This is a genomic window from Streptomyces montanisoli, from assembly GCF_017813245.1.
GTDB lineage: Bacteria > Actinomycetota > Actinomycetes > Streptomycetales > Streptomycetaceae > Streptomyces > Streptomyces montanisoli.
The window spans coordinates 20,536-47,199 of the sequence record NZ_JAGIQL010000020.1; the positions used below are offsets into that span (position 1 = coordinate 20,536).

26 protein-coding genes are annotated in these 26,664 nt (G+C 72.6%); 12 read left to right on the forward strand and 14 right to left on the reverse strand.

Annotation, left to right across the window (positions count from 1 at the left end; genetic code table 11):
* Window positions 1-3 precede the first annotated feature (3 nt).
* Complete coding sequence (locus JFN87_RS07565; protein WP_209339129.1) at window positions 4-1,269, forward strand: sensor histidine kinase; 1,266 nt, start codon at window positions 4-6, stop codon at window positions 1,267-1,269.
* Window positions 1,270-1,324: 55 nt separating this feature from the next.
* Here the strand turns inward: JFN87_RS07565 and JFN87_RS07570 are convergent, their stop codons facing one another.
* A complete protein-coding gene (locus JFN87_RS07570) occupies window positions 1,325-1,831 on the reverse strand; it encodes a GtrA family protein (RefSeq protein ID WP_209339130.1) in 507 nt (168 codons plus the stop codon).
* 169 nt (window positions 1,832-2,000) lie between these two features.
* Between JFN87_RS07570 and JFN87_RS07575 the strand changes: the two genes are divergently transcribed.
* From JFN87_RS07575 to JFN87_RS07585, 3 genes are read left to right on the forward strand one after another with little or no spacing between them, the layout of a single operon-like run.
* Entirely contained in the window at window positions 2,001-3,119 is a 1,119-nt protein-coding gene (locus tag JFN87_RS07575; RefSeq protein WP_209339159.1) for a 5-(carboxyamino)imidazole ribonucleotide synthase, read from the forward strand.
* A 32-nt stretch (window positions 3,120-3,151) separates the two neighbouring features.
* Entirely contained in the window at window positions 3,152-3,649 is a 498-nt protein-coding gene (gene purE, locus JFN87_RS07580) for a 5-(carboxyamino)imidazole ribonucleotide mutase (RefSeq protein ID WP_209339160.1), read from the forward strand.
* Window positions 3,650-3,657: 8 nt separating this feature from the next.
* The gene (locus JFN87_RS07585) at window positions 3,658-4,866 is read left to right on the forward strand and encodes a dipeptidase (RefSeq protein ID WP_209339131.1); all 1,209 of its coding nucleotides are present in this window, start codon (window positions 3,658-3,660) and stop codon (window positions 4,864-4,866) included.
* 24 nt (window positions 4,867-4,890) lie between these two features.
* Here JFN87_RS07585 and JFN87_RS07590 read toward each other — a convergent pair whose 3' ends face one another.
* The 10 genes from JFN87_RS07590 to hutU form a co-directional block, all read right to left on the reverse strand.
* Entirely contained in the window at window positions 4,891-5,991 is a 1,101-nt protein-coding gene (locus JFN87_RS07590) for a glycoside hydrolase family 26 protein (RefSeq protein ID WP_209339132.1), read from the reverse strand.
* Window positions 5,992-5,993: 2 nt separating this feature from the next.
* Window positions 5,994-6,434 carry a hypothetical protein gene (locus tag JFN87_RS07595; protein WP_209339133.1) on the reverse strand — a complete coding sequence of 147 codons (441 nt, stop codon included), beginning with the start codon at window positions 6,432-6,434 and terminating at the stop codon, window positions 5,994-5,996.
* A gap of 42 nt (window positions 6,435-6,476) precedes the next feature.
* A complete protein-coding gene (locus tag JFN87_RS07600) occupies window positions 6,477-8,363 on the reverse strand; it encodes a hypothetical protein (RefSeq protein WP_209339134.1) in 1,887 nt (628 codons plus the stop codon).
* 119 nt (window positions 8,364-8,482) lie between these two features.
* The gene (locus JFN87_RS07605; protein ID WP_245178915.1) at window positions 8,483-9,274 is read right to left on the reverse strand and encodes a polysaccharide deacetylase family protein; all 792 of its coding nucleotides are present in this window, start codon (window positions 9,272-9,274) and stop codon (window positions 8,483-8,485) included.
* Window positions 9,271-10,584 carry a glycosyltransferase family 2 protein gene (locus JFN87_RS07610; RefSeq protein WP_372449198.1) on the reverse strand — a complete coding sequence of 438 codons (1,314 nt, stop codon included), beginning with the start codon at window positions 10,582-10,584 and terminating at the stop codon, window positions 9,271-9,273. Before JFN87_RS07610 ends, JFN87_RS07605 begins: the two co-directional genes overlap by 4 nt.
* A 270-nt stretch (window positions 10,585-10,854) precedes the next feature.
* Window positions 10,855-12,036, reverse strand: coding sequence for a GNAT family N-acetyltransferase (locus JFN87_RS07615; RefSeq protein ID WP_372449196.1), 1,182 nt, complete (start codon window positions 12,034-12,036; stop codon window positions 10,855-10,857).
* 229 nt (window positions 12,037-12,265) lie between these two features.
* Complete coding sequence (hutI, locus tag JFN87_RS07620) at window positions 12,266-13,471, reverse strand: imidazolonepropionase (protein ID WP_209339136.1); 1,206 nt, start codon at window positions 13,469-13,471, stop codon at window positions 12,266-12,268.
* Between the two features lie 134 nt (window positions 13,472-13,605).
* Window positions 13,606-14,985: a formimidoylglutamate deiminase gene (locus tag JFN87_RS07625; RefSeq protein WP_209339137.1), complete on the reverse strand. Its 1,380-nt coding sequence runs from the start codon at window positions 14,983-14,985 to the stop codon at window positions 13,606-13,608.
* Window positions 14,982-16,184 carry an allantoate amidohydrolase gene (locus JFN87_RS07630; RefSeq protein WP_209339163.1) on the reverse strand — a complete coding sequence of 401 codons (1,203 nt, stop codon included), beginning with the start codon at window positions 16,182-16,184 and terminating at the stop codon, window positions 14,982-14,984. The genes JFN87_RS07625 and JFN87_RS07630 overlap by 4 nt, the downstream gene beginning before the upstream one ends.
* 20 nt (window positions 16,185-16,204) lie before the next feature.
* Complete coding sequence (gene hutU, locus JFN87_RS07635) at window positions 16,205-17,878, reverse strand: urocanate hydratase (RefSeq protein WP_209339138.1); 1,674 nt, start codon at window positions 17,876-17,878, stop codon at window positions 16,205-16,207.
* A gap of 119 nt (window positions 17,879-17,997) precedes the next feature.
* On the opposite strand from hutU, the gene JFN87_RS07640 reads away from it, so the two are divergent.
* Window positions 17,998-19,374: a type III PLP-dependent enzyme domain-containing protein gene (locus JFN87_RS07640; RefSeq protein ID WP_209339139.1), complete on the forward strand. Its 1,377-nt coding sequence runs from the start codon at window positions 17,998-18,000 to the stop codon at window positions 19,372-19,374.
* Window positions 19,375-19,382: 8 nt separating this feature from the next.
* On the opposite strand, the gene JFN87_RS07645 is transcribed toward JFN87_RS07640, so the two are convergent.
* Complete coding sequence (locus tag JFN87_RS07645) at window positions 19,383-20,042, reverse strand: TetR/AcrR family transcriptional regulator (RefSeq protein WP_209339140.1); 660 nt, start codon at window positions 20,040-20,042, stop codon at window positions 19,383-19,385.
* A gap of 84 nt (window positions 20,043-20,126) precedes the next feature.
* On the opposite strand from JFN87_RS07645, the gene JFN87_RS07650 reads away from it, so the two are divergent.
* The 5 genes from JFN87_RS07650 (at window position 20,127) to JFN87_RS07670 (ending at window position 23,233) form a co-directional block, all read left to right on the forward strand.
* Window positions 20,127-20,864, forward strand: coding sequence for an SDR family oxidoreductase (locus tag JFN87_RS07650; protein ID WP_209339141.1), 738 nt, complete (start codon window positions 20,127-20,129; stop codon window positions 20,862-20,864).
* Window positions 20,865-21,061: 197 nt separating this feature from the next.
* Window positions 21,062-21,520, forward strand: coding sequence for a hypothetical protein (locus JFN87_RS07655; RefSeq protein ID WP_209339142.1), 459 nt, complete (start codon window positions 21,062-21,064; stop codon window positions 21,518-21,520).
* The gene (locus JFN87_RS07660) at window positions 21,517-22,284 is read left to right on the forward strand and encodes a transcriptional regulator (RefSeq protein ID WP_245178916.1); all 768 of its coding nucleotides are present in this window, start codon (window positions 21,517-21,519) and stop codon (window positions 22,282-22,284) included. Before JFN87_RS07655 ends, JFN87_RS07660 begins: the two co-directional genes overlap by 4 nt.
* Window positions 22,285-22,324: 40 nt before the next feature.
* Entirely contained in the window at window positions 22,325-22,759 is a 435-nt protein-coding gene (locus JFN87_RS07665) for a roadblock/LC7 domain-containing protein (protein WP_209339143.1), read from the forward strand.
* A 99-nt stretch (window positions 22,760-22,858) separates the two neighbouring features.
* A complete protein-coding gene (locus JFN87_RS07670) occupies window positions 22,859-23,233 on the forward strand; it encodes a hypothetical protein (RefSeq protein WP_209339144.1) in 375 nt (124 codons plus the stop codon).
* 31 nt (window positions 23,234-23,264) lie between these two features.
* On the opposite strand, the gene JFN87_RS07675 is transcribed toward JFN87_RS07670, so the two are convergent.
* The gene (locus JFN87_RS07675; RefSeq protein WP_209339145.1) at window positions 23,265-23,840 is read right to left on the reverse strand and encodes a hypothetical protein; all 576 of its coding nucleotides are present in this window, start codon (window positions 23,838-23,840) and stop codon (window positions 23,265-23,267) included.
* Between the two features lie 109 nt (window positions 23,841-23,949).
* A complete protein-coding gene (locus JFN87_RS07680) occupies window positions 23,950-24,795 on the reverse strand; it encodes a MurR/RpiR family transcriptional regulator (RefSeq protein WP_209339146.1) in 846 nt (281 codons plus the stop codon).
* A 146-nt stretch (window positions 24,796-24,941) separates the two neighbouring features.
* Between JFN87_RS07680 and JFN87_RS07685 the strand changes: the two genes are divergently transcribed.
* Both JFN87_RS07685 and JFN87_RS07690 read left to right on the forward strand, forming a co-directional pair.
* Entirely contained in the window at window positions 24,942-25,352 is a 411-nt protein-coding gene (locus JFN87_RS07685) for a hypothetical protein (protein ID WP_209339147.1), read from the forward strand.
* Window positions 25,353-25,754: 402 nt separating this feature from the next.
* Window positions 25,755-26,636, forward strand: a complete 882-nt coding sequence (locus JFN87_RS07690) for a polysaccharide deacetylase family protein (RefSeq protein ID WP_209339148.1) — start codon at window positions 25,755-25,757, stop codon at window positions 26,634-26,636.
* Window positions 26,637-26,664: the final 28 nt, after the last annotated feature.

The window sequence follows — 26,664 nt, forward strand, 5'->3', positions numbered from 1 at the left end:
ACATTGCGCCGTCGACTGATCAACTCCACGCTCGCCGTGGTGCTCGTCGTCATCGCCGTCTTCGGCGTCTCCCTCGTCATCGTCGAGACGCGGACGATCACGAACAGCGCCCAGGAGAGCGTGGACTCCGAGGCCCTGCGCGTGGTCAGCATCGTCGACGGACGGCTGCTCGGCGGCGAGTCCATCAGCGCGGACGCGCTGAAACAGCAGATCACCATCCACCGGTACGCGCGCGTCGACGTGCCAGGACACCCCGACGTCCACGTGGGCAAGAAGCCCACGGGATCCGTCATCCGCGGCCAGGCGCGCGGTGAGCAGGGCGAGGTCGTCACCGTCGAGGAGCAGAGCTCGTCCGTCACGCGCGAGGTCGGCCGCACGCTGCTGATCATCGGCGCGGTCGCGCTGCTCGCGATCATCGCCGCCGTGCTGCTCGCCGTGCGGCAGGCCAACAAGCTGGCCTCGCCGCTCGTCGACCTCGCGGAGACCGCCGAGAAGCTGGGCTCGGGCGACCCGAGGCCGCGCCACAAGCGGTACGCGGTGCCCGAGCTCGACCGTGTCGCCGACGTGCTGGACTCGAGCGCGGAGCGCATCGCCCGCATGCTGACCGCCGAGCGCAGGCTCGCCGCCGACGCGTCGCACCAGCTCCGTACGCCGCTGACCGCCCTGTCGATGCGTCTTGAGGAGATCACGCTCACCGAGGACCTGGACACCGCGCAGGAAGAGGCGGCGATCGCGCTCAACCAGGTGGAGCGGCTCACCGACGTGGTGGAGCGCCTGCTCACGAACGCCCGCGACCCGCGCACCGGCTCGGCGGTCGCCCTCGATCTCGACAGGATCATCAAGCAGCAGATAGAGGAGTGGAAGCCCGTCTACCGCAGCGCGGGCCGCGCCATCGTGCGCTCCGGGCGGCAGGGCGTGTGGGTGATGGCCACGCCAGGCGCGATCGCGCAGGTGCTTGCCGCGCTGATCGAGAACTCGCTCATGCACGGCGGCGGCACGGTGGCCCTCAGGACGCGCGTCACCGGGAACCAGGCCGTCATCGAGGTGACGGACGAGGGGCCCGGCGTGTCCCCGGACCTCGGCGCGCGGATCTTCGAACGGGCGATCAGCGGCCACAACTCGACGGGCATCGGCCTCGCCGTCGCGCGCGACCTCGCGGAGGCGGACGGCGGGCGCCTCGAACTGCTCCAGCCGTACCCGCCGGTGTTCGCGCTGTTCCTGAGCCGCGAGACCCAGGAGCGGAAGGAACCGGAACGCCCGGTGCGGTGACCCGGCGAACCGGTGACCGGTGACCGGTGACCGGTGACCGGTGAACCGGTGACGCTCAGCCGACCCGGTCGGGCTGCGCCTTCACGGGCGCTTCCCGTCCGGGCGGCGCCTCGGCGGCGGGCACCAGGGCCTTGAACACCCACGACCGGTACGACCAGAAGCGGAACAGCGTGGCCACCCCGATCCCGATGAACTTGAAGACGTTGCTCTGCAGCGGCCCGTCCCAGCCGAACCCGTACGTCGCCGTGTAGAGCACGCCGTTCTCGATGACCAGGCCGATCGCGCTGAAGACCAGGAAGAGCGTCAGCTCGCGCGTGCGGCCGGACTTGTCGCGGTCGCGGTAGGCGAAGTACCGGAAGCCGATGTAGTTGGAGATGATCGACACGACCGTCGCCAGCACGGACGCGCGGACCACCTGCAGGTCCGTGACGTGCCTGACCAGGTTGAAGACCAGCAGGTTCACCAGCAGGCCCGAGCCGCCGACGGCGCCGAACTTCACGACCTCCTGGATCAGCCGGCGCAGTCGCGTTCCCGGCGTCCCGCCGGCGCCCTGTCCGCTCATCTGGCCTCGCCCCGTCCGTTCGGTGTCGTGGCGGCCCATGCTAACGAGCCGCAGGCGCCACGGCTGTCCCTCCAGGACATCCGGGCGTCCTGGCAGGTGCCGGTGAGTGGCCCGGCGGCCGCCGCGGGGCGCCGGATACCCTGGTCGGGTGACGTTCCCCGTAGTCGGCATGGTCGGTGGCGGTCAGCTCGCCCGTATGACCCACGAGGCCGGCATTCCCCTCGGCCTGAAGTTCAAGCTGCTCAGTGACACACCGCAGGACTCCGCCGCCCAAGCGGTCGCGGACGTCGTCGTGGGTGACTACCGCGATCTGGAGACCCTCCGGGCGTTCGCACGCGGCTGTGACGTGATCACCTTCGATCACGAGCACGTACCGCTCGAACACCTGCGGGCACTGGAGGCGGACGGCGTGCCCGTCCGTCCCTCCCCCGACGCCCTCGCGCACGCGCAGGACAAGGGCGTGATGCGCGAGCGGCTCACGGCGCTCGGCGTGCCGTGCCCGCGCCACCGCATCGTCCGCGACCCGGCCGACGTGACGGCCTTCGCCCAGGAGGGCACCGGGTACCCGGTCGTCCTCAAGACGGTCCGCGGCGGGTACGACGGCAAGGGCGTGTGGGTCGTACGGTCCGAGGCGGAGGCGGCCGACCCGTTCAGGGCGGGCGTGCCGGTGCTGGCCGAGGAGAAGGTCGACTTCGCGCGGGAACTTGCCGCCAATGTCGTCCGGTCCCCGCACGGCCAGGCCGTCGCCTACCCGGTGGTGGAGTCCCAGCAGGTCAACGGCGTCTGCGACACCGTCATCGCGCCGGCCCCCGGCCTGTCGGAAGAGCTGTCGGGCGAGGCCCAGGAACTGGCGCTGCGGATCGCGAAGGAGCTCGGCGTCGTCGGCCACCTGGCGGTCGAGCTGTTCGAGACCCGCCAGGGCGAGATCCTCGTCAACGAGCTGGCGATGCGCCCGCACAACTCGGGCCACTGGACGCAGGACGGCTCGATGACCTCGCAGTTCGCCAACCACCTGCGGGCCGTGCTCGACCTGCCGCTCGGGGACCCGCGTGCCCGCACGCCGTGGACGGTGATGTGCAACGTGCTCGGCGGTGACTACCCCGACATGTACGCCGGCTACCTGCACTGCATGGCACGCGACCCGCAGTTGAAGATCCACATGTACGGCAAGGACGTGAAGCCCGGCCGCAAGGTGGGGCACGTCAACACCTACGGCGACGACCTGGACGACGTGCTGGAGCGCGCCCGCCACGCCGCCGGCTACCTGCGAGGAACGATCACCGAGTGACTTCCGTTGATGAGCCGCTCGTCGGCATCGTGATGGGCTCCGACTCCGACTGGCCGGTCATGGAGGGCGCGGCCAAGGCACTGGACGAGTTCGGTGTGGCCTACGAGGTCGACGTGGTCTCCGCACACCGCATGCCGCACGAGATGATCGCCTACGGCGAGGGCGCGGCGGACCGCGGGCTGAAGGCGATCATCGCGGGCGCGGGCGGCGCGGCGCACCTGCCGGGCATGCTGGCGTCGGTGACGCCGCTTCCGGTGATCGGCGTGCCGGTGCCGCTGAAGTACCTGGACGGCATGGACTCGCTGCTGTCGATCGTGCAGATGCCTGCGGGGGTGCCGGTGGCGACCGTGTCGGTGGCGGGCGCCCGCAACGCGGGGCTGCTCGCCGCGCGGATCCTCGGCGCGCACGATCCGGGCCTGCGGGCCCACATGAAGGAGTTCCAGCAGGAGCTGAACCACCAGGCGACGGAGAAGGGCAAGCGGCTGCGCGCGAAGCAGCAGGGCGACGCGTCCTTCGGTTTCGGGAAGTGAGCGGCGCGATGACATCCTCCTCGTACGAGGCCGAGGCCCGGGAACTGCTGGCCGAGTTCCCCGTGGTCGACGGCCACAACGACCTGCCGTGGGCGATGCGCGAGAAGGCGCGCTACGACCTGGACGCGGTCGACGTCGCGGGCGACCGGACCGGCGAGCTGCACACGGACATCCCCCGGCTGCGCAAGGGCGGGGTCGGCGCCCAGTTCTGGTCGGTGTACGTGCCGTCCGACCTGGGGCCCGAGGAGAACGCCGTCGCGGCGACGCTCGAGCAGATCGACTTCGTCGGGCAGCTGCTCGCGCGCTACCCGAAGGACCTGGCGCCCGCCTGCACCGCCGACGAGATGGAGGCGGCGCGCGCCGAGGGCCGGATCGCGTCGCTGATGGGCGCGGAGGGCGGCCAGTCCATCGCGAACTCGCTCGGCACCCTGCGGGCCCTGTACGCACTGGGCGTGCGGTACATGACGCTCACGCACAACCACAACCTGCGGTGGGCGGACTCGGCGACGGACGAGCCCCGCGTGGGTGGCCTGTCGGCGTTCGGCCGCGAGGTCGTGCGGGAGATGAACCGGCTGGGCATGCTGGTCGACCTGTCGCACGTCGCGGCGACGACGATGCACGCGGCGCTCGAGGTCGCCGAGGCACCGGTGGTCTTCTCGCACTCCTCGTCACGCGCGGTCTGCGACCACCCGAGGAACATCCCGGACGACGTGCTGGCGCTGCTCCCGGCCAACGGCGGCGTGGCGATGGCGACGTTCGTTCCGAAGTTCGTCCTGCCGGACGCGGTGGCGTGGACGCAGGCCGCCGACGAGAACCTGCGGGCGCACGGGCTGCACCACCTGGACACGACGCCGGCCGCGATGCGTCTGCACGAGCAGTTCGAGGCGGCGCACCCGCGCCCGGTCGCCACGTCGGCCACGGTGGCGGACCACCTGGACCACATGCGCGAGGTCGCGGGCGTGGACCACGTGGGCATCGGCGGCGATTTCGACGGCACGGCGTTCACGCCGAGCGACCTGTCGGACGTCGCCGGCTACCCCAACCTGCTGGCGGAGCTGCGCGCCCGCGGCTGGTCCCGCGCCGACCTGGCGAAGCTGACCTGGCAGAACGCCGTGCGCACGCTGCGTTCGGCGGAGGACGCCGCACGCGGCCTCCAGGCCGGCAGGGGCCCGTCCCTGGCGACGATCGAGCAGCTGGACGGTCCGCCCCAGGCGTGAGCCGCGCTGCCGGCCGGGGCCCCGTCAGCGGACCTCGGCCGGCAGCGGCTGGTGGAAGTAGGGCGCCTCACCGGCCGTGCGGTAGCCCTGGAGCGCCGGCCCGTGATCCGCTCGCAGGTCGCAGTCGGGTCCGGGCACGGGGCTGTCCCACTGCACCATCGCCTTCACCGCTGGCAGGTGCGGTGCTGCCTTCGGTATCCGCTCGTACCAGTCCTTCTGCCGGCCGGGGTCGGCCGGGTCTGGCGCCGTGGAGAACTCCGCCATCATCAGGGGCTTCGTACGCGAGATGTTCTCGCGCAGCCAGGTGTAGGAGGGCTGCTGGCTGCTCCGGAAGTCCAGCCAGTTCGTCGACCTGTGGCAGAGGTAGTAGTTGTACTGGTCCATGCCGATCCAGTCGACGTACGCGTCGCCCGGGTACAGCTCCTTCATGAGCTCCTTGTGCCCGAGGTAGCCGGACACGGTCCACACCCAGACGACGTTCTTCACCCCCAATTGCTCGAAGCGGTCGTGGACATGGCGGTAGGCGGCGACGAACTCGGCGGGCGTGCCGGCGGCCGGTGTGCGGAAGTCCGACTCCTGGTCGAAGGAGAAGAAGATCGTCTTCCCGTACGCCTTGATCCGTTCCGCCTGCGGATCGATGATCGTCCGGTCGTAGTCCCCGGCCGCGACCTTCGACCAGCCGAGCTGCCGCTCCGTGTAGTTCTTGTGGTGGGGCTCCTTCCACACCGTCGATTCCCAGGCCAGCATCAGCATCCGGTCCTTGCCCAGCTCCCGCTCGTCCGGGGTGAGCAGCAGGCCGTCGCGCCGGGTGTTGGACATGTCGTGGTACGTGTACACGAGGTCGAGCCTGCGGCCGATCTTCTTCTCGAAGGAGTGCACGGCGTCCGTGAGCGAGCCGTTCTTCGCATACGGCACGTACGCCCCCCACCAGGCCCCGCACGGCGGTTCCAGCAGCTTCGTCGGCGCGCAGTCGCCGGCGGCCGGTGTGTGGTCCGGCCGGTTGATCCACCAGGTGGCGAGGCCCGCCAGCAGGGCACCCACCGTCGCCAGGGCGAGGAGCAGCTCCGTGCCGCCGAACCTGCGTGCCGCGGAGGAAGCGGGCCGCCCGCCCGTGGGACGCCTCATCCTCAGGGTTCCCCGCCCGTGCCACTGCCGGCACCCGCCGCGCCCGCACCCACCGCGTCCACCGGCTCGTCCGGCTCGTCGCCCGCGCCCCGGAGCGCGGCCGGCAGCGGCAGCCCGGGCAGCAGCGCGGCCACCGTGCAGAACGCCGCGAGCGATATGAGGAACACCGTGGCGGAGAAGCCCCGCACGAGGAACAGCGCGGTCGCGGCGAGCGTAGCGAGCGACCAGCTCAGGGGCGCCGCGAGCGCGAACAGCTCCAGACGGGCCCCGGGCCGCGGTACGCCGGGCTGCGGGTGGAGCAGTGCGAGCCCCGGGCCGAAGGTGACGAACAGCAACACGGGGATCCAGCGCAGCAGCGCGCCGCCGGGCAGCAGGGTCACCGCGAGGGCGATCCATCCGGAGCAGGCGAGGACGGCTCTGAGTTGTGTGCGGGTGCGGTTCATGAGGTGGCGTGGCTCCTGGTGGTCGCGGCGGGGCGGTCGGGATCAGGGCTCGACGTCCGGTGGCAGGGGCTCGGGCTTCGTGGGCAGGGGGAGATGTTCGAGCAGCAGGCCGTGCCTGGTGTTCTCGACGATCTTGAAGTGAGGGGACTGCTTCAGCTCGGCGACCAGCCGGTCGTAGCCGCCCGTCGGCAGGTACCCCTCGCCCTGCACCGCGTCGCGCTGTGTGGGCGTGAGGATGATGAAGGCAGGACAGCCGTCGGGTATCCCGCCAGCCAGGTAGTCCCCGGGATCCTTGAGGAGCTTGCGGTTGGCCGCCGCGTCCTGCTCGGTGAAGAACCAGTGGTCGTAGTGGTTGTAGTGGTAGTACGCGTCGGGGAAGGAACCCGTGGCCGCCATGACGAGCGCGCCGGTCGGCGCCCTGTCGTAGGCGCGTTTCACGAACGCGACCTCCTGGGGCGGCGCGTACTGCATGCTCTCCTTGCCGTAGTACGACGGCAGGAAGCCGGCGAGCAGCACCAGTGCCCCGGCGGGCAGGGCGACCACCATGGCCCGCTGGGCGATCCTCCTGGCCGTGCCGGCGTACGCCGCGGACGGGACGAGCGCGGCGGCCGCGAAGAACGCGGCGCCCGGCAGGCCGAACAGGTAGACGCGGAAGACCATTTCGCCGCCGTAGTTGTTGACGGCGAGGAGCGGCGCCGGCGCGATCGCCGCGAGCAGCAGTGGCAGCGCCGATCTGGCGAGGCGGCGGCGCAGCAGGACGGCGGCCACGGCCAGGACCCCAAGGGCGACGACCATGATGATGTTGACCATGCCGACGAGTTCGGCGCCCTCACCGGTCGGGGCGCCACCGATCCCGGGCTTCGCGTTGCTGAGCAGGTCACCGAGCTGGCCGCTGAGCGTCTTCATGGTGTCGACGAAGAGCGGCCTGCCCATGGTGAGGTCCCAGACCCCCATGATGACCACGGCGACCACGAACAGGCCGATGTTGCGGTAGCGCCGGGTGAGGCAGAACGCGAACAGCGTCACGCACAGCATCACCGGCGTCAGCTGGTGAGCGGAGTTGATCGCCGCGATCAACGGCGCCAGCAACACGACTCCCAGGGCCCGTTGCCGCCAGGTCGTCGCGGGCGGTACCGGCGCGGCCGCCGGGTCGAGCGCGTCCCGGTCGCGCAGCCGGCCGGCCGTGCCCGGCCGTACGAAGTGCCGCAGCACGACCGCGAAGACCGCGAGGAACAGCACGTAGGCGAAGCCCTGCGGCGAGAGGTAGTCCTGGCCGACCCAGTTGGCGAGCTGGAAGATCCACACCGCGGTCCACACGAGCCGCCAGTCGTCGGTGAACGTCCGGTAGATGACCACGAGGATCGGCAGCATCAGGGCGCCGTATATGACGGGCGCCCAGTTCGTGTAGACGGCGGCGCCGTGCACGCCGAATGCCCGGATCAGCGCCGCGTTGAGGGAAAAGAACCCGGGCCACTGGTCGTAGGCGGACATGCCGCCGTTCAGCGCGTGGTGCGGATGGACCGTGCCCTCGGTGAGCAGACGCGCGATGACCGCGTCGTGCTTGGACGCCCAGGCGTAGCGGACCGTGTCGTACAGCAGCGCTGTGGGTGCCTTGAGCGCGAACAGCATGCCGAGGCTGTACGTCAGCGGCCACCAGGGGGCGGTGCCGGCGCGGCGCAGGGACGCGATGAAGCCGACGGTGAGGACGGCGAGCGAGGCGTAGAAGGCGATGGGGAAGCGGTCGAGCAACCCGAAGTCGTCCATGTCGCGGAAGACGATCCTCGGCAGCGACCAGGCCCACAGGGCGGCGCCGACCGGGAGCGGCAGCCATGTCAGCAGCCGCGCCGGGCTGACCGGAAGGCGTTGCGAACGCTCCCGTGTCAGCGTGCGGTGCGCGCCGCCCGGCGCGGACATCTCGTGCTGTGCCACGGTCCTGCTCCCCCTGGTGTCTCGGTGGTGCTACGGGTGTCTGTCATGTCCCGGTTCCTCTTCGGCCCGGTGGTTCGCTGCCGTCCCTGTCCACGTCCCCCTCACGTGCCCGCCGCCGGCTACCCCGCGAACTCCGGGCCGCGCACACGGGCGCGGGCCCGGCGGTAGAGCCGCCAGCCGACCGTCTTCGGCGCATCGGGGAACGGCGCGACACGCGCCCCCTCTCCCGCCATCCACGACGCGACGTCGGCCGCCGTGTGCGATCGGCGCACGATCAGCCGGGCCATCCGGTAGGGCTCGTCGTCAGGCGAACTCAGTGCGTGCCGTACCGCCGCGGCGGACGCGTACCCCGCCGACGCGGCGGCGGCGCGCACGGCCCGGCTGTTGTAGCCGTGCGGGTAGGCCAGGTGGTCCACCCGGTGTCCGAGGACGTCCTCGAGGACGTCCTTCGACTCGCCGAGCTCGCGGCGCAGTTCGTCCGCGGGCAGCGTGTCGAGCTGCGGGTGCGTCACCGTGTGGGCACCTATCTCGATGCCGTGCGCCTCCAGTTCGGCGGCCTGTGCCAGCGCCATCATCGGCGCGGACGGCAGCAGGCTGCCACCGCCTCCTCGGACGGCGCCCGTCGTGAGATACGCGGTGGCGGGCAGCCCCCGGGCCGCGAGCGCCGTGGCCGTCGGCCCCGGCAGGTCTGCGAAGCCGTCGTCGAAGGTCAGCACGACCGGCCGCGCGGGCAGCTCCGCCCGGCCCGCGAGGCCCGCGGCGAACGTGCTCGCGGTGACGGGCGTGCGCCCGCTCGCGACGACCGCGTCGAGCTGGACGGCGAACGTGCGCGGTGTGACCGTGAACTCCGCGATCCAGGCCGGTGGATCGAGCATCACCGCGTGGTACAGCAGCACCGGTACAGGTGTCATGTCCGCCGCCTCCCCCGCTGCGCGAACCGCGCCCTGGCGTAGCCCAGCGGCCCGTACAGCATGCCCATGCGTTCGAGACGGGACAGCGAGCGCGGCCATGGGTGGCCCTGCCCGCCGTGTGTTCCTGGCGCGGCCGGCCGGCCCTCCACCGCCCCCGTACCGGCACCCGGTGCCGCCGGACGGTGAGCGGTGATGGCGCGCGCGTGCGCCAGTCCGCGTGGCATCTTCGCGAGCAGCGCGGGCAGCAGGGCCGGGCGCCGTACCAGGACCGCGGTGAGGTATGCCGTGAGGCCCACGCCGTAGCCGTACGCCTGGTTCCTGAGGTCCTGCCAGGTCTCCCTGTGGTGGTGCCACACGAGCGCGTCGGGCGTGTACCTCAGCCGGTGGCCCTCGCTGAGGACTCGTACGAATCCGTAGAGGTCGTCGCCGCCGCGGGCGGCGGTGCCCGTGCCTGTGGCCGGGTCGAAGCCGCCGACGGCGCGCAGAACCTCCGTGCGGAATGCCATGTTGGCGCCGGAGCCGAAGCTGCCCGCGGTGAACGGGAACAGCGGCTCGTCGGCGGGTGGCGCGGCCGGGTCGTACAGGCGGGGCGTGAACCCCTTGGCGAAGCCGCCGTGGCTCTCCAGCAGGATCTGTGCGCGTGTCGTGAGGCGTGCGGGCAGGATCAGCCCCGTGGCGCAGCCGAGGCGCGGATCGGCCGCGAAGGGTGCGGTGAGCGAGGTCAGCCAGTGGGGATCGGCGACGACGTCGTCGTCGGTGAACGCGACGACGTCCGTGCCAGGGGGCACGGCCGAGAGCCCGCGGTTGTGCGCGGCGGCGAGACCCGGCACGGGTTCGCGCACATAGGTGACGCGGCCGGCGTACGCGTACGTCACGAGTTCACTTGTGGCCGGCGTGGCCGGGGCGTTGTCCACCACGATGATCCCGAAGTCGGGGTGGTCCTGCGCGAGCAGGGAGTCGAGGGCGCGAGCGAGGCGGCCCGCCCGCTCACGCGTCGCGACGACGACCGTCGTACGCGGCGGCTCAGCGGCCCGCCGGACACGGTCACAGGCCCCGGCGCCCGCGCCGCCGGCCGTCCCGGCCGTCCCGGCCTCGCGATGGGCATGGTGGGCGCGGTAGGCCGCCGCGAGTGCCTCCGCCGGATCCGCGCCCTGCGGGATGTGTGTCAGGACCGTGGCCACCGGCACTCCGCCGAGGCGGACCAGCGCGTACGCGTCACCGCCGGACACCGGCTCGGGGCCGCCCGGCGCGGGCGTGCAGGACAGCACGGGTCCATCAGGACCCGCGAGATCGAGGTCGGCGACGGTGATCGCCTCGGGCCCCGGCGGGGCCAGGGTCTCCTCGGCCACCGCGCCACCCGCCCCCGGTGCGCGGCGGGCACGCGCCGTCAACTGCGGTGGCACATCTCTGTACGGCATGGTTCCCCCTCGTTCTGTACCACTGTCCGTGTCGTGCTCCGAGCCCGGCGAGCCGTTCTCGCGCCGTGCTCTGCGCGCCGATCCCTCCCCTGTTTCCTTTGACTCCGCCGGAGCCCGGGTGTCACGCGGCGTCACCCGATCGTGTGTCCTCGCTGTACCGCTTCAGCGTGCCCGCACCCTGCCGACCTGGTTGAGCGTGCGCTGCGCGAGCGAGGCGAGCACCGGTCTGTTCCTCACGAAGCTGTGGATGCGGCGGCCCGGCTCCCTGCTCGCCCGGTGGAGCACGGCCAGCGGCCCCGGCCGCATCGCTGAGCCTTCGTAGACCTTGAGCCCGCCGGTCTTGAGCGAGTCCTTGTACTCCGCGGCCCCCCGGCCCAGGTCGAGCATGCAGATGCCTTCCGCCGCGGCCGCCTCCGCCATCCGCAGATGCAGGACGAGGCCGGGCGAGTACTTCGCGAACTCCGTGTCGTACGAGGGGAACCAGCAGGACAGCACGGTCGCGGAGCGCAGGCCGAAGTGCGCGGCGACCGGCCGGTCCGCCACGTACAGCACGCTCAGCACGCCGGAGCAGCCCGGGGTCCGGGTGTTCGCGAGGAGCCGCACCAGGTCACGTATCCAGTCCTTGGCGAACCGGTCGCGGCGGCCCGTCCGCCTGTACTGGGCGGACTTCCACTCCATCAGCGCGTCCAGCGCCGCCGGGTCCCGCTCGTCGAAGACGAAGCGGACCTCGCCCGCCTGCCGGCCCAGGCGCCGCTCCTTGGCCGTCGTGGTCCTGTAGAACTTGGGCGCGCTCAGGCGCAGGCCGGCCTCGTACGCCTCGTAGCCGTCCCCCATGTCGATGACCGGTGACTCGAATCCTTCGGCCGCGTAGGGCAGGAAGCCGGTCTGCCCGTCCTCCAGATTGTCGAACTCCCAGGCTGAGAGCGAGCATGCGCGCATCAGGTCACGGACGTCGAGGCGCAGCCCGGGGCGCAGAACGGACCCTTGGCTGTCGGACACGCCAAGGCCGATGGCGCGGCCGCGTCCGAGTGGGCCCGCCTCGTACGGAAAGAATCCTGCGGCCGCGAGCCCCGCCCCGGCCGCGAGCCCGGCCCCAGCAGCGGGCCCGGCCCCGGCACCCGGCGCCCCCGGCACGGCCCCGGCGTCCGCAGATCCGTTCCGGGACGTCCCCTGCGCCTCCGTCACGACGGCGACCCGTGCGGCCGGCCGCACTCTGCCCACCGCCCGGGTGAACTCGGGCTCCATGAAGGGGTTCAGCGGTGCCCCCGACGCGGCGCGTAACGCGCGCCACGCCTCCACCTCCGCCTCGCCCAGCTCCTCCGGCGCGACCACCCGGATTCGCACGGCACTGTGCACAACGCTCAACTCGACCCCCCGGTCGCGGTGCTCTGGGCACCAGTCCCCCCGCGGGTCCACGATCTCCGTGGCGCCCGCATGCGGAACAGGACGTTACCGGCCCGCCTACTCCGGGGACAGGGCTTCCGCCCTTCCTGTGGGGCGGGTGGTACGGGGGTGACGTACGAGCCAACTGTTGTGCGGCAGCCGGTGGTTCTGAGGACCGGCGGCCGGTCGTTCAGAGGACCTTCAGGCCCGCCTGCCACACCGAGGACACCAGCGGCACGCCCGGCCGGTAGGCCAGGTGGACATGGCTCGGCGCGTCGAGGAGGACGAGGTCGGCGCGGGCGCCGACGGTGATCCGGCCGACGTCGGAGCGGCGCAGGGCCGCGGCGCCGCCCGCGGTGGCGGACCAGACGGCCTCGTCGGGGGTCATCCCCATGTCCCGTACAGCGAGGGCGATGCAGAACGCCACGGACGAGGTGAACGAGGAGCCGGGGTTGCAGTCGGAGGCGAGTGCCACGGTGGCGCCGGCGTCGAGGAGGCGGCGGGCGTCCGGCCATTCGGCGCGGGTGGAGAACTCGGCGCCGGGCAGCAGCGTGGCGACGGTGTCGCTCTGGGCCAGGGCGTCCACGTCGGCGTCGGTGAGGTGGGTGCAGTGGTCGGCGGAGGCGGCGCCGAGTTCGACGGCGAGCTGGACGCCTGGGCCGAACGTCAGCTGGTTGGCGTGGATGCGGGGCAGCAGCCCCTTCTTCATCCCTGCGGTGAGGACGGTGCGGGCCTGGTCGCCGTCGAAGGCGCCCTGCTCGCAGAAGACATCGACCCAGCGGGCGTGCGGGGCGCAGGCGTCGAGCATGTCGCCGGTGACGAGGTCGACGTAGGCGGCGGGGTCGTCGGCGAGTTCGGGGGCGACGATGTGGGCGCCGAGGTAGGTGACCTCGTCGGTGCGGGACGCCGCGACGCGCAGCGCGCGGGACTCGTCGCCGGGGGTGAGGCCGTAGCCCGACTTGGTCTCCATGGTGGTGGTTCCCTGCCGCAGGGCCTCGGCGAGGTAGCGGTCGAGGGTCGCCGCCAGCTGCTCGTCGGTGGCGGCGCGGGTCGCGGCGACGGTGGTGCGGATCCCGCCGGCCGAGTAGGCGCGGCCGGACATGCGGGCGTTGAACTCGGCGGTGCGGTCGCCCGCGAAGACCAGGTGGGAGTGGGAGTCGACGAAGCCCGGGATGCCCGCCCTGCCCTCGGCGTCGACCCGATTGTCAGTGGCGGGTGCTTTGCTTGATTCACCGACCCAGGCGATGCGGTCGCCGTCGATGACGACGGCCGCGTCCTGGATCAGTCCGACAGGCGCGTCTGACGCGCTGTCGGCCGTGTTCGAGCGGGGCGACCCCGATCCGAGGGAGGGATCGTTGGTGACCAGGCCGGAGATGTGGGTGACGAGTGTCGTCATCGCGGTGCTGTGTTCCTTCCTGGGACGCGTGCGTGGTGACGTCTTCTGGGGCGACGGGCGGCGGCTGGGCGGCCGGCGTCTTCTGCGCGAGTGCCCGGTCGGCGGGCCGGCCGGCGGCCCGATCGGGCGCCCGGTCAGGGGCGCAGCGCCGCTATCGCGTCCGCGAGGGCGGTGGGCACGTCGGGCACGAGCGTGTGGACGCCGTCCTGTACGACGTGACGCCCGGCCACCACGGTATGGCGCACATCGGCCGCTGACGCGGCGAATACGGCGGTCTCCGCACCGATCGCCGGCCGTGCACCCGCCGTTCTGACGGAGTCGAGGGCGACGGTCGCCAGGTCGGCGGGCGCTCCCGGCTCGATGACGCCCGCGTCCGGACGGCCGAGGGCCGCGTGGCCGGTCGCCGACGCGGCGCGCAGCAGTGCGGCCGCGGTCCAGTGGCCGCGCCTGCGGGTGCGCAGGCGCTCGTCCAGTTCCATGGCGCGTGCCTCTTCGAGCAGGTCGATGACGGCGTGGCTGTCGCTGCCCAGCGAGAGGGGGGAGCCGGCGGCTTCGAGGGCGACGGCGGGGCCGATGCCGTCGGCGAGGTCGCGTTCGGTCGTCGGGCACATGCAGGTGCCGGTACGGGAGGAGCCGATGAGCTCGATGTCCTGGTCGGTCAGGTGTGTGGCGTGCACGGCCGTGGTGCGCGGCCCGAGCACGCCGTGGTCGGCGAGGAGCGCCGCCGGGGTACGGCCGTGCGCCTCGCGGCAGGCGTCGTTCTCCGCGGTCTGCTCGGACAGGTGGATGTGCAGGGGTGCGTCGTGGGCCTCGGCCCAGGCGGCGACGGTGGCCATCTGATCGGCGGGCACGGCGCGTACGGAGTGGAGGGCGGCGCCGATGAGCGCCTGGCCGGGGTCGGCCGTCCGCAGGGCGGAGACGCGCTCGGCCCAGGCGTCGGCGGTGCCGTCGGAGAAACGGAGTTGCTGACGGGTGAGGGGCGCGCCACCGCGCTCCGCCGAGGGTCCGGAGGAGAGGTACAGGGTGTCGAGGAGGGTGATGCGGATGCCGGCTTCCGCGGCGGCGGCGATGAGGGCCTCGCCCATGGCGTTGGGGTCCGTGTAGGGCGTGCCGTCGGGCGCGTGGTGCAGGTAGTGGAATTCGCCGACCGCGGTGATCCCCGCGAGGGCCATCTCGGCGTACGCGGCGCGGGCCAGCGCGTGGTACGTGTCGGGTGTGAGGCGGGCGGCCGTGCCGTACATGACGTCGCGCCAGGTCCAGAAGGTGCCGCTGCCGACCTGCACCTCGGACCGCAGGGCGCGGTGGAAGGCGTGGCTGTGGGCGTTGGCCAGGCCGGGGACGGTGAGCCCGCGCAGGGCGGTCGCGCCGGGCGGTGGCGCCTGGGTGCCCGGGTAGACGGCGGTGATGCGGCCGTGTGCGGTCTCGACCGTCACGCCCGGCTCGACGCGGGTGCCGAGCCAGGCGTGCTCGAGCCAGTAGGTGGCGGCACTGGTGCCGGCGGCGCTGGCGCTCATGCGCAGGCAAGTCCTTCCAGTACGTCGGCGAGGGCTCGCACCCCGGCCACGCAGTCGTCCTCGGTGGCGCTCTCCGCCGGGGAGTGGGAGATGCCGGTGGGGTTGCGGACGAACAGCATGGCGGTCGGGACGGATGCGGAGAGGATCCCCGCGTCGTGTCCAGCGCCCGAGGGGATCACGGGGAGCGGCGCGTTGGATGTGCGGCCGAGGATACGGGCGAGTTCGTCGCGCAGGGCGTGGCCGAACTCCACGAGGGGGGTGAAGGACTCGCGTACGACGTCGAGTTCGACGCCGGAGCGGGTGGCCGCGTCGCGGGCGGCCGACTCGACGGCGCCGACGACGGTGTCAAGGGACGAGGGATCGGCGGCTCGGGAGTCGAGCCAGGCACTGACGAGGGAGGGGATGGCGTTGACACCACCGGGCTGGACGAGGACCTTGCCGAAGGTGGCGAGGGCACCGGCGAGTTCCGCTTCGCGGCGGGCCGCGAGCACGGTCTCCGCGTAGGGCAGCATCGGGTCGCGGCGGTCCTCGATGCGGGTGGTGCCCGCGTGGTTGGCCTCGCCGTGGAAGTCGAACCGCCAGCGGCCGTGCGGCCACACGGCGGAGGCGAGGCCGACGGGCGCGTTGGTGAGGTCGAGCGCCCGGCCCTGTTCTACGTGCAGTTCCACGAGTGCGCCGATGCGGCCGAGGCGTTCGGGGTCGGGGCCGATGGCGTCGGGGTCGTAGCCGGCGGCCTCCATGGCCTGCGGCAGCGTGGTGCCGTCGGTGGCCCTGAGGGCGTGGGCCTGCTCGCGGGTGAGTTGGCCCGCCGACAGGCGGGATCCGACGCAGGCGACGCCGAAGCGTGCGCCCTCCTCGTCGCCGAAGGCGGTGATGGCGAGCGGCTTGGTGAGGCGCGTCCCGCGGGCGCGGAGTTCGTCGAGTGCCGCGAAGGCGGAGACGACGCCGAGCGGCCCGTCGAAGGCTCCGCCGTCGGGGACGGAGTCGAGGTGGGAGCCGGTGACGACGGCGTCGCCGGCCTCGGGGTCGCCGAGCCATGCCCACAGGTTGCCGTTGCGGTCGGTCTCGTTGCGCAAGCCCCTGGATTCGGCCTGCTCGCGGAACCATGCGCGGCAGTCGGTGTCGGCTCCGGTCCAGGCGTAGCGGCGGTAGCCGCCGGTGGAGGCCTCGCGCCCGATGCGCGCGAGGTCGTCCCACATCGTCTGGAAGGCGGCGGTGGTCACTTGCCCTCCTCCTGCGCCTGCTCGCGCATCGGGACGCGGACGCCCTTGGCCTCGGCGACGGCCTCGGCCTCCTCGTACCCGGCGTCGACGTGGCGGATGACGCCCATGCCCGGGTCGTTGGTGAGGACGCGGCGGATCTTCTCGCCCGCGAGTGGCGTGCCGTCGGCGACCGTGACCTGCCCCGCGTGCAGGGAGCGGCCCATGCCGACGCCGCCGCCGTGGTGGATGGAGACCCAGGAGGCGCCGGAGGAGACGTTGACCATGGCGTTGAGCAGCGGCCAGTCGGCGATGGCGTCGGAGCCGTCGCGCATGGCCTCGGTCTCGCGGTAGGGGGAGGCGACGGAGCCGGTGTCGAGGTGGTCGCGGCCGATGGCGAGGGGCGCCGCGAGCTCGCCGGAGGCCACCATGTCGTTGAAGCGCTCGCCCGCGCGGTCGCGCTCGCCGTAGCCGAGCCAGCAGATGCGGGCGGGCAGGCCCTGGAAGTGGACGCGCTCCTGGGCCATGGTGATCCAGCGGTGCAGCGACTCGTTCTCCGGGAAGAGGTCGAGGATCGCCTTGTCCGTCTTGTGGATGTCGGACGCCTCGCCGGACAGCGCGGCCCACCGGAAGGGTCCCTTGCCCTCGCAGAACAGCGGCCTGATGTAGGCGGGGACGAAGCCCGGGTAGTCGAAGGCGCGCTCGTAGCCGGCGGTCTTGGCCTCACCGCGCAGGGAGTTGCCGTAGTCGAAGACCTCGGCGCCCGCGTCCTGGAAGCCGACCATGGCCTCGACGTGCCGCGCCATGGATTCGCGGGCGCGGGTGGTGAAGTCGGCGGGCTTCTCGGCCGCGTATGCGGCCATGTCGTCGAAGTCGATGCCGACCGGCAGGTAGGAGAGGGGGTCGTGCGCGGAGGTCTGGTCGGTGACGATGTCGACCGGGGCGCCGTCGGCGAGCATCCGGGGCAGCACCTCGGCGGCGTTGCCGAGCAGGCCGATGGACAGGGGGCGGCGGGCGTCCCTGGCCTCGACGGCGAGCTGGAGGGCGTGTTCGACGCTGTCGGCGCGGACGTCGAGGTAGCGGTGCTCGATGCGCCGTTCGATGGCGCGCGGGTCGCAGTCGACGCAGATGGCGACGCCGTCGTTCATGGTGACGGCCAGGGGCTGGGCGCCGCCCATGCCGCCGAGGCCGGCGGTGAGCGTGATCGTTCCCGCGAGCGTGCCGTTGAAGCGCTTGGCGGCGACGGCCGCGAACGTCTCGTAGGTGCCCTGGAGGATGCCCTGGGTACCGATGTAGATCCAGGATCCCGCGGTCATCTGCCCGTACATCGTGAGGCCGAGCGCCTCAAGGCGGCGGAACTCCTCCCAGTTCGACCAGTCGCCGACGAGGTTCGAGTTGGCGATCAGGACGCGCGGGGCCCACTCGTGGGTCTGCATCACGCCGACGGGGCGCCCTGACTGGACGAGCATCGTCTCGTCCTGCTTGAGGGTGCGCAGCGTGCGGACCATGGCGTCGAAGGAGCGCCAGTCGCGGGCGGCCTTGCCGGTGCCGCCGTAGACGACGAGCTTCTCCGGGTGCTCGGCCACCTCGGGGTCGAGGTTGTTCTGGAGCATGCGCAGGGCGGCTTCCTGCTGCCATCCCAGGGCGCTGAGCTGGGGGCCGCGAGGGGCCCTGACAAGGCGAGGCTCTGACATGGCGGGTTACTCCTCCGCGAGCGATCCGGCGTGAACTGGTTATTCACATCCTGACGTGCTGAATATTTTTAGTCAACAGGGCCGGGCGAGCGGGCAGGCCCATCAAGCATCATGGGCACATGCACACGGGCGAGACAGAGACCGACATACAGGACACGACCGGGGGCAGGGGCGAGGCGGCCGCCGCCAGGCGCGAGCGCGCCGTGCGGGCCGCCGTGGCCGAGGGGCTCATCACTGACGAGCAGCCGGTGGTGGGCCTGCTCGACGTGGTGGGGATCCGCGAGTCCGCCGCCGCGCTGCGCACGGCGTTCGCCGCGGCGCTCCCGCCCGGCACGCCGGTGCTGCACGCCTTCGCGGTGAAGGCCTCGCCGCTCGTCGCCGTGGTGCGGCTGCTGCGCGAGGAGGGCGTGGGCGCCGAGGTCGCGAGCCCCGGCGAGCTGGCGCTCGCGCGCGCCGCCGGGATGACGGCTGACGCGATCGTGCTGGACTCGCCCGCCAAGACGACCGCCGAACTGCGGGAGGCGCTCGACCTGGGCATCGCGGTCAACGCCGACAACGCCCAGGAGCTGGCGCGGCTCGACGCGCTCGTCGACGGCCGCGGGACGGCCTCCCCGCTCGGCATCCGGGTCAACCCGCAGACCGGCACGGGCTCGATCGGCGCGACCTCGACGGCCACGTCGACGTCGAAGTTCGGGGTGGCACTGCGCGACGAGGGCGCGCGCGAGTGGCTCATCGACGCGTACACGCGCCGCCCGTGGCTGACCCGTCTGCACGCGCACTCCGGCTCGCAGGGCGTGCCGCTCGCGCTGAGCGCCGAGGGCATCAGGGCGCTGTACGAGTTGGCCGAGGAGATCAACGCGGCGGCCGGCAGGCGGCAGATCGACACGCTCGACATCGGCGGCGGCCTCCCGGTGAACTTCGCCTCGGACGAGCCCACGCCCGGCTACGCGGAGTACGTGCGCGTGCTGAAGGAGGCAGTGCCCGGGCTGTTCGACGGCAGGTACGGGCTGGTGACGGAGTTCGGCAGGTCCCTGCTCGCCAAGCACGGGACGGTGCTGGCGAAGGTCGAGTACACGAAGTCCGCCGGCGCGCGCCCCATAGCCGTGACGCACGCGGGCGTCCAGGTGGCGACGCGCACGGTCTACGTGCCTCAGGCGTGGCCGCTGCGGATCGCCGTGTTCGACGAGAAGGGCGAGCCGCGCACGGGCGAGCCGATCGCCCAGGACGTGGCGGGCCCCGCCTGCTTCTCGGGCGACCTGCTGGCGACGGACAGGCCGCTGCCGCGGATCGAGCAGGGCGACGTGGTCGCGGCGCTGGACACGGGCGCGTACTACTTCGCGCACCACTACGCCTACAACAGCCTGCCGCGGCCCGGCGTGCACGGCTTCACGGCCCCGGACGACGGCCCGGTGTCGTTCGCGACGGTGAGGACGCCGCAGACGGTCGAGGAGATCGTCGCCGAGTCGGGTGGCGCCCACCGGGACGCACTGATCTGACCCACGGCTCACATCGCGTTGCCGCGCACCAGGGCGGCCGCCGCCCGGGCGGCACGTTCGGCGGTCTCCTCGTCGGACAGGCGGGAGTGGCTGAGGAGGCCGCCCGTGTCCAGGGCCGTATAGCCGTGGGCGAGCGCGAAGAGCTGCTCGAGCACCGCCAGGGCCCGGGCGGGATCCGTGTGGCCCGCGTCCCGGGTGAGGTCGAGCAGCAGGGCCATGAGCTCCCGTCCGGCCCCGGCCAGCTCGCCGTCCCGCAGGTGCCGCAGCTCCCGGGCGTAGACGACGTCGAGCCCGGCGCCGCGGGCGCCCACGTAGCGCACGTAGGCGCCGACGGCGGCCGCGAGCCGGTCGACCGGGTCGCCGCCCGCCGCTTCGGCGGCGTCCCGTAGTGACCCCGTGAGCTCGTGGGCGGCCTGTGTGGCGACGACGGCGAGCAGTTCGTCGCGGTCGCGGAAGTGACGGTAGGGAGCCGCCGCGCTCACGCCGAGCCTGCGGGCGAGCTCCGCGACCGAGAAGCCGGCGAGCCCCGACTCGGACAGTAGCGCGAAGCTCTCGGCGACCAGCGCCGCCCGCAGCTGCCCCCTGGCCGGTCGCACCCCCGTGCGCCCGGTCGCGCCCGCACGCCCAGCGGCCCCCGCACGTCCCGTCTCGCCCCTCTCACCCGCCACCCCGGCACCTTTCTTGACAACAACGTTAGAGGGTTCTTACTTTAAAAGTAATAGCCCTCTTACTTCAACATAAGCGAGGTCACCATGGACGGACTCGACGGCAAGGTCGTGGCGATCACAGGAGCCAGCAGTGGGATCGGCGCGGCGACCGCCTCACTCCTGGCGGCACGCGGCGCGAAGGTGGTGCTCGGGGCGCGCCGCGCCGAGCGGCTCGAGGCGCTGGCGGCCCGCATCAGCGCGGACGGCGGCAGCGCCGCCTGGACGGAGGTGGACGTGCGGCGGCGCGCGGACCTCGCGGACCTGGTCGCCCTCGCCCGCGAGCGGTACGGCGCGCTCGACGTCCTCGTCAGCAACGCGGGCATCGGCCCCATCTCGCCGCTCGACGAGCTGCGCGTCGACGACTGGGACCGGATGGTCGACGTCAACTTCAAGGGCGTGCTGCACGGGATCGCGGCGGCGCTGCCGGTCTTCCGGGAGCAGCGGCGCGGGCACTTCGTCAACGTGATCTCCACGGCCGGCCTGCGCATCGTCCCCGACCAGGCGGTCTACGCCGCGACGAAGAACGCCGTCCGCACCCTCACCGAGGGCCTGCGCCAGGAGGCCGGGCCCGACCTGAGGGTGACCATGGTCTCCCCCGGCTATGTCGGCACGGAGTTCGCGGACTCCGTGACCAGCCCGTCGATCAGGGCCCAGGTGCGGGAGACCGGCCTCGACATCGCCATCCCGCCGGAGGCGATCGGCCGCGCCATCGCCTTCGCGGTCGAGCAGCCCGCCCAGGTGGACGTCGGCGACATCGTCGTCCGCCCCACAGCACAGGGCTGAGGACAGGGGGAGGCAGGCCCGTCCGATCGGGAACGATCGCGATCAGACACGTTTTCGCATATGCCACGTTCATAACTGGGAAAGTTCCGACGGAAAAAAGACGACGCCCCTCCAGCGCCGGAAGCGGTGCGTAGTGTCGCGGTCACAGTTACCGCACGGGTGTGCGCCCGCACACTCGACTGGGGGAGGGACTCCGCGTGCCCGGAATCGACGCATGTCTGGACGAGGCGATGGCCTTGCCCGGAGCGCGCGGCGCGTCGGTCGTCGACTGGACCAGCGGGCTCTCCCTCGGCACCGCGGGCGAGTCCCCGGGCGGCGACGCGGAGGCCACGGCAGCCGAGACGGCGGAACTGGCGCGCGCCGCCGCCGAGTACGCGACGTTCGCGCCCGAAGCGGCGGTTACCGAAGCGGCGACTTCCGAGGGAGCGGCTACCGAGGGGGCGGCTTACGAAGGGGCGGCTTCCGAGGCGGACAAGGGCCTGCCCGTGGAGGACGTGATCGTCTCGACCCGTACCGGCTACCACGTCCTGTGCTTCGTGGAGACGACCTTCGACAGCAGCGTCTTCATCCACCTGTGGCTGGACGGCGCCACGGGCAACCTCGCGCTCGCCCGCATCCGCATGCGGCAGCTGGCGCAGCGGCTGGTGCTCGGATGACCGGACGCTCGGTCTCCCCCATGCTGCTGCGCCTCGCCGAGGAGCGCGCGACCGGCGCCCTGCTGCGCGACCACGGCACCCTCTACCTCTCCGAGGGCCGGATCGTGCACGCGGAGAGCCCGGCCGCGCCCGGCGTCGACGTCCTGCTCACCGCGGGCGGCAGGCTGCCGCGCACGGGCTGGCAGGAGGCCGTCGACAAGGCGGGCGCTCGCGGCGCGGTGGGTCGCTACCTGGTCGACAGTGGCCGCGTCGGCGGCGGTGAGCTGGAGATATGCCACTTGGGCGCGATGTTCGACGCGGCGTTCTTCGCGCTCGCGCCCGCCAGCGGGCCGACCAGGTTCCGCTACGGCGTCGCCCACTGGTTCGGCACCGTACGGCCCGTGTCCGCGGCCGCCGTCGAGCGCGAGACGCTCCGCCGCCGCGAACTGCTCGACGCGGTCTGGCCGTACGAGGCCGTCGACAGCGCCCCCGTCGTCGCCCGCCCTCCCGCGCCGGGCCAGACCGTCACCCGCAGGCAGCGCGACCTGCTCGCCATGGCCGACGGCACCAGGTCGCCCGCCGCGATCGCCTGGACGCTCGGCCGGCCCGCCTTCCACACCCTCCTCGACGTGCGGCGGCTCGCCGCCGCGGGGCTCGTGGACACGCCCCAGGGCCCGCCGCAGGAGCCTGCGGGGGCCGTGCCCCCGTGGGTCGCGGCCATCTCCGACGACCCCGACATCGCCCAGCTGCGCAGGCTGCGCGACGCCCTGGAGGCAACCCTGTGATCCCTCGCTCCCCCGCCGGGCACGCCCCGACCACCGCGTCATGAGGCGCACGCTGCGGCAACGCGCCGAAAGGAGACAGCTGTTGACGGCAGAGGCCGACGTCCTCGGCGAGCTGAGACGGCTCAGGGCCCGCCTCCCGCAGGTCACCGGGGCACTCGCGGCGAGCGCCGACGGGCTGGTGCTCGCGCGGGAGACCGCGGGCGACGAGGCGGAAGGCGTGGCGGCGCTGACCGCGGCCGCGCTCGGCGTCGCCCAGCGCCTCACGGACACCACGGGCCAGGGCGCCTTCCGTGAGCTGCTCGTACGCGGCGAGCGCGGCTACGTCGCCACGTACGCGGCGGGCTCGTCCGCGGTGCTGACGCTGCTGGCCGAGCCGCGCATCAACGTGGGCCGGCTGCACCTGGAGGCCCGCAGGTCGAGCGCCCGCGTCGGCGCACTCGTGGACGGCGCACTCGAACGATTGGAGAACGCCTGACCGATGACTTCCACACCCGCGAAACCCCCCACGTCCCCGAAGAGCCGTGGCACCCGCCAGACCAAGGGCGCCACCAGAACCAAAGGAAGTGCGACATCCATGGCCAACACGGAAGCGTCACTCAAGGAAGCGCTCACCACCATCGACGGCGCGATCGGCGCCGCGCTCGTCGACTACACCAGCGGCATGGCGCTCGGCACGGTCGGCGGCGGCAAGGACCTCGACCTGACGGTCGCGGCCGCGGGCAACACCGACGTGGTGCGGGCGAAGGTGCGCACGCTGGAGCTGCTCGGCCTCAAGGACGAGATCGAGGACATCCTGATCACGCTCGGCGGCCAGTACCACCTGATCCGGCTGCTCAAGGGGCGTGGGAACAACGGCCTGTTCCTCTATCTGGCGCTGGACAAGACCAGAGCGAACCTGGCGATGGCGCGCCACCAGCTCTCCGGCATCGAGGCGGCGCTGGAGGTCTGAGTCCAGGGCCCAAGGCTGCTGGACGGTCCCGTCAGCGGCTCGCGCGGCGCCGCGCCCCACCCGGCGCGGCGTCGCCGGCCGCGACGCCGGTCGTCCGGTAGCCCTTGACCTGCTTGCCCGCGGGGCGGCCAGTGCCCGCCCAGTCGGTGCGCACCCAGTAGACCGTGCCCGCGCCGCGCTCCTCGCGGCCGATCCACACCGCCTTCAGCCAGAGCCCGGCCCCCGCGCCGGCGACGGCCATGCCGAACGCGGCGGGCACCGCGATCGAGCAGGCGATCCCGAGCACGAAGGCCACGACCAGCCACCAGCGGTGCGCCTTGCGCCAGTTGCGCAGCGTGACGGCACGGTCCTGCAGGAAGTCGAACTTGCCCGCGCGCGAGGCGCGGTCGGCCCACGCGCGGTAGCGGCGCCGCCGGACAAGCGCGACGACCGCCGCGCAGACCAGGAACAGCGCGGCCCCGGCGAGGACGCCGACGCGGCGGCCGGTGAAGCCGGGCACCAGCAGCCCGATCGCGGCGGAGAGCACGCCGAGCCAGAAGAGCGGGACGGCTCCCGCCCGTACGACCACCGCCACCCGAGCCAGGGACTGCTGTCCTCCGCGCGCCACGCTGTTCCTCCTCCGCTCCGCTCGCCGTTGCCGGGGCGGCAGATTAACCAGCGGACGTGAGGGAGCGATGAGAGAAGCTGAACGGGACCTGAGAAACGGCGCGCCGAAGCTACCCGGCGAACAGCCCGCGCGCGACGGCGGCGGCGTCGAACTCCTCGAGCCTGGTCGGCGCGTCGGGCAGTTCGTCGAACATGGCCTCGAGCAGCACCCTGCCGAGCAGCATGGGCGCGCAGACCGTGTCGAAGGCGAGGCCCGTGCCGACCGCGGCCGGGATGAGGACGTCGCTGTGCGCGGCGACCGGCGCGAACGTCGAGTCGGCGACGGTGACGACGGTGAGCCCGAGTTCACGGGCGTGCGCGAGCGCGTCGACCACCTCGCGCGGGTGGCGCGGCAGCGCGAAGCAGATCAGCGCGGTCGCCCCGCTGCGGCACGCGGCGTCGAGGCGGTCGACGAGCATGCTGCCGCCCTCGTCGAGGAGGCGGACGTCGGGGTGGACCTTGGCCGCGAAGTACGCGAAGCCGCGCGCCTGCGAGGAGGCCGCCCGCAGCCCGAGCACGGGCAGCGGCCTGGACGCGGCGAGCAGCCGCCCCGCCCGCTCGACGGGCGCCGGGTCGGCGAGGAGCGCGGCGAGTTCCCTGAGGTTGTCGATCTCGCCGAGCACGGCCTGCTGGTACGCGTTGCACTCGCTGTCCCCGCCGTCCTCGTCGGGCGCGGCGCCCGGCGCGACCTCCCGCAGGTGCCTGCGCAGCGCCGGGTAGCCGTCGAAGCCGAGCGCGACGGCGAACCGGGTCACGGACGGCTGGCTGACCCCTGCGAGCTCCGCCAGTTCGACGCTGGACAGGAACGGCGCCTCGCCTGGCCGCCGTACCATGCAGTGCGCGATGCGCCGCTGCGCGGGCGTGAGGCGGTGCCCCTCGAAGAGCCGATGCAGCCGCTCGGCGGGAGTGTCGCTCATGCGGGCAAGGTATCAGCGATCCATTCACAACCGCACCTGATTGCATATATCCATGCAGAAGGCGCCTTGCCGAGGGCCTGCACGACCGGCAAGAGGGGGGTTACCCCCACTGTGCGCAAGGGCGCCTCACCGTACCGTCATCAGGTATGGACACCCACGACTCGGAGCTCAAGAAGGAGCTCAACGCCACCCTTCAGGCCCGCCGGGAGCTCGGCGAGGAGTACGACTCCGCGCTCGTGGACTCGTTCCTGGAGAAGATCGACCAGCGCCTGGACGGGCGGAACAAGCAGATCCGCCGCGAGCTGGCGGAGCAGCAACTGGTTGTCGCCCGCGGGGCTTCCAGCCCCCGCTCCACGCACGAGGGCTTCGGCGAGCGCCACGGCTTCGGCATCGTCTCCCTCGTCCTCGCCGTGCCGCTCTCGGCGATCGCGGGATCGCTGGGGCATCTCGCGGGCCTGCTGGTCGCCTGGATCGGCATCGTCGGGGTGAACATGGTCCACTCGACGCGCTTCGGGGCATGGGCGCGCCACGGCCGCCGGTCGGAACGCGAGGACTGAGCCAGGACCGGCCAGAACGCCCGGCCGGAAGGACCGGCCGCCGCAGGCCCTGGGCGATTCCGGCTCCGGGATCGCCCCACGCACCGCGAAGTCGTCGCCGATCGCCTCGGCGGTCGCTCGTCAACGAGCGCCCGCTGAAATACGGCCGGGCTCGGACGTCGCCCCGCCGGGGCTGACAAGGGCCCTGGCGTCCCCGATGGGCCTGTCGGCCCGCGCTTCCGCCTCGTGCACCTCCCCTTGGACCACTATGCACTGCATGTATACGCTCCATGTATAGTCCTTGACCAGGTGGCGCCGCGACGGCAATGCACTGGCTTGGAGGAAGCCGGTCCCCGGCCGACCGCTCCTCCGGTCATCTGTCATGCCCTCGTCATGTCCTCGCGGAAGTACGGAAGCATCCCCATGCCCCAGCACATATCCATGTCCTCGGCCGCGGCCCGGTTCGTCGCCGGAATCGCCGTCGCCGGGTGCCTCGTCCCCGCACTGAGCGCCTGCGGCGCGTCCTATCCGGTGATGACGCCCAAGGACGCGCGCGACGCGGCCGGGAATGTGGCCGGGAACGCCGCCAAGAGTTCGGCCGGGAGCGCGGACGCCAAGCCGCCGGCAGCCTCCGGGAGCGCGGCCGCCCGGGCCGCGGCCCTCGCGGCCGGCCGCCCCGGTGCGGTGGACTGCCGCAAGGTGAAGTGCGTGGCCCTCAGCTTCGACGCGGGTCCCAGCAAGTACACGCCCGCCGTCCTCGAGGCGCTGAAGAAGTACCACGCCCACGCCACCTTCATGACCCTCGGCAAGAACCACGTGCTCGTCCACCCGGAGCTGGTCCGCCAGGAGGCCGCCGCCGGCATGGAGATCGGCAACCACACCTGGACCCACAAGATCCTCACCGACGTCGAGCCCGCCGAGGCACGCAAGGAGCTGGAGCTCGACCAGAAGGCGGTCGAGAAGATCACCGGCACGGCGCCCACCCTGATGCGCCCGCCGCAGGGCCGCACCAACGAGAACGTCACGAAGGTCTGCCGCGAACTCGGCCTGTCGCAGGTGCTGTGGAGCGTCACCGCGAAGGACTACAAGACCAAGGACTCCGCCGTCATCAAGAAGCGCGTCATCGACCAGACGCGGCGCGACGGCATCATCCTGCTGCACGACATCTACCCGGGCACCGCGCCCGCCCTGCCGGGGATCCTGGCCGAGCTCGACCGCCGCGGCTACACCGTCGTCACTGTCTCCCAGCTGCTCTGGCCGGCGAAGCCGAAGCCGGGCGAGGTCTACCGACCCGACAAGCCGTGACGCCGGCCGCACGGCGGGCGGGACGGGC

Coding starts and splice junctions, on each gene's coding strand:
- JFN87_RS07590 (WP_209339132.1), bottom strand. CDS start 5,991: ATGAGGCGTCCCACGGGCGGGCGGCCCGCTTCCTCCGCGGCACGCAGG.
- JFN87_RS07670 (WP_209339144.1), top strand. CDS start 22,859: ATGGCCAACACGGAAGCGTCACTCAAGGAAGCGCTCACCACCATCGAC.
- JFN87_RS07690 (WP_209339148.1), top strand. CDS start 25,755: ATGCCCCAGCACATATCCATGTCCTCGGCCGCGGCCCGGTTCGTCGCC.
- JFN87_RS07605 (WP_245178915.1), bottom strand. CDS start 9,274: ATGACACCTGTACCGGTGCTGCTGTACCACGCGGTGATGCTCGATCCA.
- JFN87_RS07685 (WP_209339147.1), top strand. CDS start 24,942: ATGGACACCCACGACTCGGAGCTCAAGAAGGAGCTCAACGCCACCCTT.
- JFN87_RS07665 (WP_209339143.1), top strand. CDS start 22,325: ATGAGGCGCACGCTGCGGCAACGCGCCGAAAGGAGACAGCTGTTGACG.
- JFN87_RS07570 (WP_209339130.1), bottom strand. CDS start 1,831: ATGAGCGGACAGGGCGCCGGCGGGACGCCGGGAACGCGACTGCGCCGG.
- JFN87_RS07585 (WP_209339131.1), top strand. CDS start 3,658: ATGACATCCTCCTCGTACGAGGCCGAGGCCCGGGAACTGCTGGCCGAG.
- JFN87_RS07575 (WP_209339159.1), top strand. CDS start 2,001: ATGGTCGGTGGCGGTCAGCTCGCCCGTATGACCCACGAGGCCGGCATT.
- JFN87_RS07625 (WP_209339137.1), bottom strand. CDS start 14,985: ATGAGCGCCAGCGCCGCCGGCACCAGTGCCGCCACCTACTGGCTCGAG.
- JFN87_RS07640 (WP_209339139.1), top strand. CDS start 17,998: ATGCACACGGGCGAGACAGAGACCGACATACAGGACACGACCGGGGGC.
- JFN87_RS07595 (WP_209339133.1), bottom strand. CDS start 6,434: ATGAACCGCACCCGCACACAACTCAGAGCCGTCCTCGCCTGCTCCGGA.
- JFN87_RS07660 (WP_245178916.1), top strand. CDS start 21,517: ATGACCGGACGCTCGGTCTCCCCCATGCTGCTGCGCCTCGCCGAGGAG.
- hutU (WP_209339138.1), bottom strand. CDS start 17,878: ATGTCAGAGCCTCGCCTTGTCAGGGCCCCTCGCGGCCCCCAGCTCAGC.
- JFN87_RS07630 (WP_209339163.1), bottom strand. CDS start 16,184: ATGTGGGACGACCTCGCGCGCATCGGGCGCGAGGCCTCCACCGGCGGC.
- purE (WP_209339160.1), top strand. CDS start 3,152: ATGGGCTCCGACTCCGACTGGCCGGTCATGGAGGGCGCGGCCAAGGCA.
- JFN87_RS07650 (WP_209339141.1), top strand. CDS start 20,127: ATGGACGGACTCGACGGCAAGGTCGTGGCGATCACAGGAGCCAGCAGT.
- hutI (WP_209339136.1), bottom strand. CDS start 13,471: ATGACGACACTCGTCACCCACATCTCCGGCCTGGTCACCAACGATCCC.
- JFN87_RS07680 (WP_209339146.1), bottom strand. CDS start 24,795: ATGAGCGACACTCCCGCCGAGCGGCTGCATCGGCTCTTCGAGGGGCAC.